Source organism: Streptomyces sp. NPDC059900 (genome assembly GCF_050270335.1).
Taxonomy (GTDB): Bacteria; Actinomycetota; Actinomycetes; order Streptomycetales; family Streptomycetaceae; genus Streptomyces.
In genome coordinates, this window is the sequence record NZ_JBNNJZ010000811.1 from 1 (window position 1) to 2,849 (window position 2,849).

Below are 2,849 nucleotides of genomic sequence, written 5' to 3' on the forward strand. Positions count from 1 at the left end.
GCGCACCACGGTGGAGAACCTGGTCGCCAGGGGCCGGGTGCAGCGCTCCAAGCAGGGTTCCTCGGTCTTCTACACCGCAGGCGCCGCGTCGGAGCAGCCCGAAGCTCCGCAGCCGGAGACCGCCGCCACCAGCTGAAGCGCCGAAGCGTCCGCGTCCGGTCGGCGCCCGGTCGGCACGTACGCTTGCCCCGGACTCACTGGCCGGGAAGCGGAGAAGGAGGCGGCGTCGGATGCGCTCGGACGTGCTGCGCTGGAGCCAGTACCGCAGCATGCCGTGGAAGAACGGCGGCGGTACGACCCGGGAGGTCGCGGCGGGCACCGTACCGGCGCCTCCGGCGTCGGCGCACGGCTTCGACTGGCGGGTGAGTGTCGCGGACGTGGACGCGGCGGGCCCCTTCTCCCCGCTTCCCGGCATTGACCGCGTGATCACGCCGGTCGAGGGCGAAGGCATGGTGCTGACCGTGGACGGGGCCGCGTACCCGGTCCGGCCGCTGCACCCCTTCGCCTTCTCCGGCGACGCGACGACGAACTGCCGCCTGGATGCGGGCGCGGTGCGCAACATGAACGTGATGACCCGCCGGGGCCGGGCAACGGCCCGGGTCCACATCACCACCGTCACCGCCGCGCAGGAGACCGAGCTGACGTGCGCCACAGGCGAGACCCTGTTTGTCGTGGCCGCCACCGAGGGGATCACCGTCGGCGCACCGGACGGGCTCGAGAGCGCCCTGGGCCGTCTCGACTGTGTACGACACGAGGGCCCGGGCGCGCTGCTGCTGCGAGGCGACGGCACGGTCGCCGCGATCCGGATCACCGCGGCACGCTGAGGGCAGGACCCCGCCCCGCCCGGTCAGCCGGACGTCATCGTGTCTTCCTTCGTGGATACCCCTGCCTTCAGGCGGGGCAGCAGTGTATGACGTTGGTCTCGGATAGTGGTCGCACCCTGGACCCGGGTGCTGGTCAGTGTGTTTACATGCGCGTAACTCGTGAGTGTCCCGCGCGCGGCAACGGCGCCGAGCGTCCCCCCAACGGGCTGTACCGGAGTGCGCCGCGCCTCGTACCGGATCCCCGGTGTCAGCCGTGCCAGAAAGGGCTCCCTTGACCACGCGATCCGAGACGAAGACGACGCTCGATCAGCTGCTCGCTGAGATCGAGCACCGCAACCCGGCCCAGCCGGAGTTCCTCCAGGCCGTGCACGAGGTCCTGGAGACGCTGGCACCGGTCATCGCGGCCCGCCCCGAGTACGCCGAGCCCGGACTGATCGAGCGGCTGTGCGAGCCGGAGCGGCAGGTTCTCTTCCGGGTGCCGTGGCAGGACGACCGGGGGCGCGTGCACGTCAACCGTGGTTTCCGGGTGGAGTTCAACAGCGCGCTCGGCCCGTACAAGGGCGGCCTGCGCTTCCACCCGTCGGTGAACCTCGGCGTCATCAAGTTCCTGGGCTTCGAGCAGATCTTCAAGAACGCCCTGACCGGCCTCGGTATCGGCGGCGGCAAGGGCGGCAGCGACTTCCAGCCGCACGGCCGCAGCGACGCGGAGGTCATGCGCTTCTGCCAGTCGTTTATGACGGAGCTGCACCGGCACATCGGCGAGCACACGGATGTGCCCGCGGGTGACATCGGCGTCGGCGGCCGGGAGATCGGCTACCTGTTCGGCCAGTACCGGCGTATCACCAACCGCTGGGAGGCCGGCGTCCTGACCGGCAAGGGCCAGGGCTGGGGCGGCTCGCTGATCCGCCCGGAGGCCACCGGGTACGGCAACGTCCTGTTCGCGGCGGCGATGCTGCGCCAGCGCGGCGAGGACCTGGAGGGGCGCACGGCGGTCGTCTCCGGCTCGGGCAACGTGGCCATCTACACCATCGAGAAGCTGGCCGCCCTGGGCGCCAACGCGGTGACCTGCTCGGATTCCTCCGGCTATGTGGTCGACGAGAAGGGCATCGACCTCGACCTCCTCAAGCAGATCAAGGAGGTCGAGCGCGGCCGGGTCGACGCGTACGCCGAACGCCGCGGTGCCTCGGCCCGCTTCGTGCCGGGCGGGCGCGTCTGGGAGGTCCCGGCCGACATCGCGCTGCCCTCGGCCACCCAGAACGAGCTCGACGACCGTGATGCCGCCACGCTGATCGGCAACGGCGTGAAGGTGGTCTCGGAGGGCGCCAACATGCCCACGACCCCCGAGGCGGTGCGCCTGTTGCAGCAGGCGGGTGTCGCCTTCGGGCCCGGCAAGGCGGCCAACGCGGGCGGCGTCGCGGTCAGCGCCCTGGAGATGGCCCAGAACAGCGCCCGTACCTCGTGGACGGCGGCCCGGGTCGAGGAAGAGCTGACGCACATCATGAACGACATCCACGACACCTGCCACGAGACCGCCGAGCGCTACGACGCCCCCGGAAACTACGTGGCGGGCGCGAACATCGCGGGCTTCGAGCGGGTGGCCGACGCGATGCTGGCCCAGGGCGTCATCTGAACCGCACGCGCCGCGCGGTCGCCCCGCGGTGCCGTGGTGCCCGGCCGGTGGGCCGGGTACCACGGCCGGCGGGTCAGGTGTGGTCGAGGGCCCAGGCCAGGGCGTGGTCGGCGATCTCCTCCCAGCCGTTCTGGGCGGGCATCAGGTGGGAGCGTCCCGGATATTCGATGATCTCGGTGACGGTGTTCGACTTGTAGTGCTTGGCGTTGGACTGCTGGATCTTCGGCGGCATCAGGTGGTCGTGCTCGCCCGAGACGAACAGGAGCGGGGCCCGGTCGTCGTTGCGGTAGTTCACGTAGGAATCGGCGTGCCCCGGGTGGATGTTGGCCAGTGCGCTGCCCCAGAAGACATGGCCGGAGGCGGGGATGTGATAGCGCTCGTACAGGGCGCGGGAT

General features: G+C 70.9%; 2 protein-coding genes and 1 pseudogene. 2 read left to right on the forward strand and 1 reads right to left on the reverse strand.

Going from position 1 to position 2,849, the window contains the following annotated elements:
* Positions 1-230 precede the first annotated feature (230 nt).
* Positions 231-824: a HutD/Ves family protein gene (locus ACQKIP_RS44295; protein ID WP_365853708.1), complete on the forward strand. Its 594-nt coding sequence runs from the start codon at positions 231-233 to the stop codon at positions 822-824.
* 271 nt (positions 825-1,095) lie between these two features.
* Positions 1,096-2,454, forward strand: coding sequence for an NADP-specific glutamate dehydrogenase (gene gdhA / locus ACQKIP_RS44300; protein WP_365853710.1), 1,359 nt, complete (start codon positions 1,096-1,098; stop codon positions 2,452-2,454).
* A gap of 73 nt (positions 2,455-2,527) precedes the next feature.
* Here gdhA and ACQKIP_RS44305 read toward each other — a convergent pair.
* Positions 2,528-2,849 (reverse strand): annotated as a pseudogene (locus tag ACQKIP_RS44305) (alpha/beta hydrolase); the annotation flags it as partial.